5 protein-coding genes are annotated in these 6983 nt (G+C 39.3%); 3 read left to right on the forward strand and 2 right to left on the reverse strand.

Annotated features, from left to right (window positions below):
- Positions 1-168: 168 nt before the first annotated feature.
- The 3 genes from ACIROD_RS25055 to ACIROD_RS25065 all read left to right on the forward strand — a co-directional run bounded on the left by ACIROD_RS25055 (position 169) and on the right by ACIROD_RS25065 (position 5258).
- A complete protein-coding gene (locus tag ACIROD_RS25055; RefSeq protein ID WP_402945410.1) occupies positions 169-2973 on the forward strand; it encodes a response regulator in 2805 nt (934 codons plus the stop codon).
- Between the two features lie 28 nt (positions 2974-3001).
- A complete protein-coding gene (locus ACIROD_RS25060) occupies positions 3002-3835 on the forward strand; it encodes a CheR family methyltransferase (protein ID WP_101225713.1) in 834 nt (277 codons plus the stop codon).
- 280 nt (positions 3836-4115) lie between these two features.
- Positions 4116-5258, forward strand: a complete 1143-nt coding sequence (locus tag ACIROD_RS25065) for a PP2C family protein-serine/threonine phosphatase (protein ID WP_101225714.1) — start codon at positions 4116-4118, stop codon at positions 5256-5258.
- A 92-nt stretch (positions 5259-5350) separates the two neighbouring features.
- Here ACIROD_RS25065 and ACIROD_RS25070 read toward each other — a convergent pair whose 3' ends face one another.
- A complete protein-coding gene (locus tag ACIROD_RS25070; protein WP_098866101.1) occupies positions 5351-5521 on the reverse strand; it encodes a CsbD family protein in 171 nt (56 codons plus the stop codon).
- 82 nt (positions 5522-5603) lie between these two features.
- The gene (locus ACIROD_RS25075; protein WP_402945417.1) at positions 5604-6362 is read right to left on the reverse strand and encodes an alpha/beta hydrolase; all 759 of its coding nucleotides are present in this window, start codon (positions 6360-6362) and stop codon (positions 5604-5606) included.
- Positions 6363-6983: the final 621 nt, after the last annotated feature.

Raw genomic sequence — 6983 nt, forward strand, 5'->3', positions numbered from 1 at the left:
AAAATGTTAAAATTGACTTTGAGCAATGAATCTATCTATATATCATTTTAAGTTTCAAAGAATATAAGGAAATTCTTCAAAAGTAATACTAATGATAGTATTAAGATTTATTTTGCAATGCCGTTTATTTATGGCTGGTATAAATAAGTATTGAAGGTGGGCGGGAAAATGGGTTTTAAGAAGAAGCAAATGTTGGGATTTGGTTTGATCTTGCTTTTCTTGGCTATTTTACTTTCTTTCATGATGGTTACGCTTAACAATTTAAAGAGCAGCATGACTGAGATAGTTGAAAATCGCTATGAAAAAGTTTCAGCTTCGATGGAAATCCGTCAGCTGTTTTCCAGGTCGGACCGTGAGATCCTGTTTGCAGCTAATGATGCAAACAAAAAAGAAAGAGCAGAGAGCCTCGAAATCATCAATGAGAATCATAATTTGATTGAATCAAAAATTGCTGGGTTATCAGGTACGTTAAATAAGGTCAAAGCGAAGCAATTATTGAAAGAGTTCGAGACTCAATATGCTTCTTACTCCATAACGGAGGCTGAAATCATCCAGAAGATAAAATCTGGAAACTCTTCGGATGATCTTTCAAGCCTGATGGACGACCAAAGGGAAAAACGAACGAAAGTCATCAGTACGATGGATGAATTTAAGGATTACCAGGAAGGTGTCATGAACGATACCTTAAACAATTCGAAACAAACCTATGAAGATATGATTGGTTTTGTAATTTTTGCGGTTATTCTCAGCATTTTGGTTATTTCCGTAACGGTTGTTTGGATGATCCGCAGTACATCGAAAGATCTGCAATCGATTACGAAGGTCATCAAAAATATCGATTATAAAAACTTATCGGTCATACCGAGAGTTCCGGTTCGGACTACTGATGAAATTGGTGATATAGCGAGATCGTTCAACGAAATGGCGGGATCGCTTGAAATCTATAATCAAAAAGAGAAAGATTTCACCGAAAAGATCAGTGAACAGAACTGGATCCAGACCCGTGTTGCAGATATAGCAACGATGTATCAGCGCATTGTTGATGTGGAGGTGCTGGCTGACCGGTTCATTACAAGACTTGCACCGATGATGGGAGCTTCAATTGGAGCTTTTTACGTCAAACGGGGCGAGGGCGTGGATATGCGTTTTGTGAAGCTTGCAAGCTTTGCGGGAGATGGCGAAGATTCAGGCAGGCGTGAATTCCGTCTTGGCGAAGGTTTAATTGGACAATGCGCCCTTGAAAAGGAATCGAAAGTCATTGAAGATATTCCTGAAGATTTTCAATTGGTTACGACAGGATTAGGGGAGGTAAACCCGAAAAGCATTGTCATTGCGCCGGTCGTTTTTGAGGATGAAGTGGTGGCGATGGTCGAACTGGCGAGTTTGGAGAGCTTTACGAAGCTGCAAAAAACTTTCCTGAACCAGGTTCTTGATACTCTGGGCATCACGATTAATAATGTTGAGGGCCGGATGGAAATAGAGCGTTTATTGCAAGAATCACAAGCACAGACCGAAGAGTTACAGGCTCAATCTGAAGAATTGCAATCACAGTCAGAGGAAATGCAAGCCCAATCGGAGGAACTGCAAACACAGGCTGAGGAATTGCGAATGATCAATGAACAATTAGAAGAAAGAAATCGTGAAACTGAAGAAAAATCGAAAGAGCTTCAAGTCGCAAAATTGAATCTTGAAAAACAAGCGGAGGAATTAAAGTTAAGTTCCAAATATAAATCGGAGTTCATGGCGAATATGTCCCATGAATTGCGGACACCGCTCAATAGTATCCTGATTTTATCAGAAATGCTTTCAGATCCGAATGATAGTAAATTAAACGAAGAGCAACAGGAATTCGCTCGGGTCATTAACTCATCAGGTCAAGATTTATTAACGTTGATCAATGACATTTTGGATTTATCGAAAGTCGAAGTCGGAAAGCTTGAAGTAGTCTTTGACGAAATGAATTTGAGTGAGCTTCCAGAGCAATTGCACCGTAATTTCGATCATGTAGCGAAGAAAAAGAACATTGACTTTATAATAGAAAAAAGTAAAAACGTTCCGGATATTTTCTTTACGGATGAACAGCGCTTCCAGCAAATTCTGAAAAACCTATTATCCAATGCATTTAAATTCACGGAAAAAGGTTCTGTGACTGTCCAAATCAAAAAAGCTGATGAAGAAAATGTAGCACAATGGATACAGACAAAAGGAGCTAGCAATTGGGTTGAAATTAAGGTGACGGATACGGGCATCGGAATTTCTAAAGAGAAGCAAAAACTTATCTTTGAAGCGTTCCAGCAAGGTGACGGAGCTACAATGAGAAAATATGGCGGTACAGGACTAGGGCTATCGATTTGCCGGGAGTTCGCCAAACTTCTGGGAGGCTGGGTCATTGTAGATAGTGAGGAAGGGCAAGGCAGTACCTTTACTTTCTTTATTCCAAGCATGCCAGAAGGCTACAAAAATATCGGCGAAGCAATGGCTGCTTCTCCAGAAGTGGCAGCAGCCAACAACGATGATTCTGCCGCCGCACCTTTTGACGGTCAGGGAGAACCGGATGTAGTTATAGTGGATGAAGAAGATCGAGATAAGGCCAAACCATTCTGCAATAAAACAGTACTGGTCGTCGATGATGATCACCGTAATATATTTGCCCTGAAGAATGCGCTGAAGCATGAGGGGATGGAAATCCTTACAGCTGAAAACGGCTATGAATGTTTGGAACTCCTTGAAAAAGGAAACAATATAGATGTCATTTTGATGGATATCATGATGCCAGGCATGGACGGTTACGAAACGATGACCAGAATTCGCGAGCAAAGTAAGTTCGAGGATCTTCCAATCATCGCGCTAACTGCGAAAGCGATGAAAGGCGACAGGGAAAAGTGCCTGAAGGCCGGCGCTTCCGACTATGTCAGCAAGCCGTTAAAATTGGATCAGTTGCTATCAGTCCTAAGGGTATGGCTGACTAATTGATTGATAGTACGGGTAAGGAAGGTTTTGCATGAAGGATACATTAACGATTGAAGAAAGAGAAGACTTGGAAATCGAATTATTGTTAGAGGCCGTCTATTCCGTTTCGGGCTTTGACTTTCGCAAATATATGCGTTCTTCAATAAAAAGAAGAGTTGAAAATAGAATGAGGCTGGACCATGTTCGCAGGATCAGCGGAATGATTGAAATGGTTTTATATGAAAAAGGGTATGTCGAGAAGCTATTGAGAGATTTTTCAATAAATGTCACTGAAATGTTTCGCGATCCGGATTTCTTTAAAGCCTTTCGTTTAAATATTGTACCGCTCCTGAAAAAACTTCCGGAAATCAGAATTTGGCATGCGGGATGTTCAACCGGTGAAGAAGCCTTTTCCATGGCGATCATCCTCAAGGAGGAAGGACTTTATGATAAGGCGAGGATTTATGCCACTGATATGAATGATGAAGTCCTCCGTCATGCGGAAAAAGGAATATTGCCTTTAAATAGAATGCAGTCTTATACGAAAAACTATTTGCAAGCTGGAGGCAACCAGGAATTTTCGGAGTATTATACAACCGATTATCAAAATGCTTATCTTGATTCGAATCTCCTTAAAAACATTGTGTTTTTCCAGCATAATTTAGTTACTGATGGTTCGTTCAATGAGTTTCATATCATCATGTGCCGGAATGTGATGATTTACTTTACCGGTGAATTGCAGACCTATGTTAATCAGTTGTTTTATGACAGCCTTTGTAAAGACGGCTTTCTTGCGGTTGGCAGCAAGGAAACACTTCATACATCATCCTTTTCGGAAGATTATGAGGACTTTGACTCAAAGGAACGAATTTATCGGAAATTGTAAAAAGAAGGAGTCCGCATATAAGCGGACTCCTTCTTTTTAATTTAGTGCATTATTTTTCGATTTTTTTTCATTTCTATGTTTAAGGTGACGGAAGAAGGGGTATAAATAATGAGTTGGTCTCCAAATAGAATGACTGCCGTTGTTTATTATTATTAAAAGAGACTGAACTTCGTTATAATATAATAGGAAAATCCCTATTAAGGGAGCTTTATGAAAGTACTGATCCATATAAAAAAGATAAATGTTGCCGCTCGATATAAGCCAAAAGGGGAATGAAAGAATGACGATTTTAATCGTAGATGATAACCAGGTTAACCTTTTCGTTATAGAGAAAATTCTAAAACGAGCTGGCTATACGGATTTTCTATCATTAACTTCAGCTGTTGAGATGTTTGAATATTTACAGGTGGATAGTCCGCAACCTAAAGAGACTTCAGTTGATATCATTCTGCTCGATATCATGATGCCGGAGATCGATGGGATAGAGGCGTGCAGGAGACTTCAAAGCATTCCTCACCTTAGAGATATACCCGTAATTTTTGTGACCGCCCTTGAAGATTCAAACAAGGTTGCCGAGGCACTTGATGTTGGCGGAATTGATTATATTATGAAGCCTATCAATAAAATAGATTTACTTGCGAGGATTCGCGTGGGGTTAAGACTTAAATATGAAAAAGATTGGCATAAAATGCAGGATGAAAAAATCCGCAATGAATTGGATCTTTCCATGCAGGTTCAAAGTGGTTTATTAAGTGAACCCATTATAAATGATCACTTAACCATAAGGGCATCATACTTACCTGCGAATAAATTGGCAGGGGATATGTACTATTGGCATCGCATCGATGAAAGTCGGTATGGGATCATCCTGCTGGATATGATGGGGCATGGCATATCCGCCTCACTTGTGTGCATGTTCATTTCCTCCGTATTGAGGGATGCCATCAGGATACATACTGATCCGGTGGCAGTAATAAACGAAATGAATCGCTGGATGAGTACCCTTAATAAAGAAGATAATCCAGTGCATTATTATTTTACCGCGATTTATATGGTCATTGATACAGAGCAAAAGACTGTGGAATATGTGAATGCCGGACATCCTCCGGGCTTTGCTTTAATGGACGATGGAAAAGTGGCCTCGCTTTCAAAAGGGACATGCCCTGTGGGGTTCTTCACCGAAATGAAAATAGAGAAGTCAGTCATTCATTATGAAGAGAAGATTCAGCTCATGCTATTTACGGATGGAGTCATGGAAGCGATAGATCGAGAAGGGACGGAAGGACTCGACCAAATAAAAGAAGCGGTCTCGACGAGATGGTTCGATTGTAAAGAATCTCCCCCTATCGATTTTTTGATGTCCCCGGAAATGCAGCAAGATCAACCGGATGATATGTGTGTTGTTGTTATTCAAGCAAATTGAACAAGGAAGAGGCGGCAGATTATCTGCCGCCTCTTCTCTATAAAAGGGGGGGATATGTTAAGAGAGTGAATCATATATTCGGCTATTTGCAATTAACGGTCATTTTTTAATTTACCAATGCCATCTTGGAGATTGCCTTTTAATTTATCGACTTTACCTTCTGCTTGTAAGTGAGGATCATTTTTCGCGTTTCCGACTTGGTCTTTCGTTTCACCTTTAACTTTATTTACAGCACCTTTTACTTTGTCTGATAAACCGCTCATCATGTTACCTCCTTTTTCTTTATATACTGTATATACCCATGAAGTGTACGGATAAACCTGTTTTATATGGAGAAAAAGGAGTTTAAGAAGCGATTATAGCCCTTTTGCTTAACCTTTGAATGAACTGATATGACCGTTCAATGATATGATCCTTGTCATGATCCAACGAGGCCACATGATATGAATTTTCAAGGGGCGCCATCTCTTTATCCCCGGACATGACCGTATCGTAAATCTGGTAGGAACATGAGTCTGGTACAACGTGATCTTCTGGAGAATGGAAGATAAGAATCGGGCACGAAACGTCTATTAGTTTTTGACTGGTATGTTCCATTATATCAAGCAATTGATTAATCGCTTTTAACGGAACCTGGTAATTTGTGATTTCTTTAGTTGTATCGTCTTTTATGTCAGGTTTGCCCTCAGGAACGAAGCGTGGAACCGATTGGTTACGGTATATTTCATATTCAGGAACTTCGAGAGCGGCATTGATGGTGAGAATTCCATCACAAGCCACTTTTGTAGCTAAATCGAGAACAAGGGCGCCTCCCATTGATTGTCCGATGGCGAATACATGGGTGCAGGTTCGTTTTAATTTTGCATAAGCCATTTCAACATCTTGTATCCATTCCTGATAAGTACTCGTTTCCATTTCATATTCATCCGTCCCATGGCCCGCCAGTCGAGGAGCGAAGACAGTAAAGCCTTTGGCGGCAAATTTTTCACCTAAATATCTTACGCTTTGTGGCGTTCCGTTAAAGCCATGGCAAATAAGAATGCCGATAGAATTGCCGGGTAAGAAAAAAGGTTCCGCACCTGGTATTACCATTGCTGCTGTCATAATCCCATCTCCTTTAATTTGCTATACTTAAATTAAAATTAACTATTCCGATTATTTTACTTGGTTATATAATATCATAATGAAAATTATGAAGTCAACTTGGTTATATGCCAAATTTCATTATAAACAGGCATTAAAAAAAGATACAAAGATACTTAGTTAGGTCTATCCCGTGATTGCTGCCATTCTTACCATTATATAAGCACTTTCCTTGCATTGTTGATAAACAGAAGAAGCTATAATAACCGGCTGCAGGGTATAAATAAAAGAAAAGGAAAAAAGAGTTGACTTTAAACTGAAATGGGATTAATATAAATAAGCACCACTAAGACAAACGAAAAACTTCATCGCTTTTGGCTGATTGCTGAAAGAAATAATAACTATTGACTTCTTACTATGAAAATGATAAGATGAAATGGTCGCTGAAAAACACAGCGATTTAAAATAAGTTAAAAACTTCGCAGAAGTTGACAACTAATCAATAAAGTGTTATGATGAATAAACAGCCGTTCGAAAGAACGATTGTGAAATTGCTCTTTGAAAACTGAACAAAACAAAGCGCCAACGTTAAATTTTAAGTGAGCACACACTATCAAAAAAGCAAATGAGCAAGTCAAACAT

It is taken from the genome of Peribacillus sp. NPDC101481 (assembly GCF_044767165.1).
Classification (GTDB): Bacteria; Bacillota; Bacilli; order Bacillales; family DSM-1321; genus Peribacillus.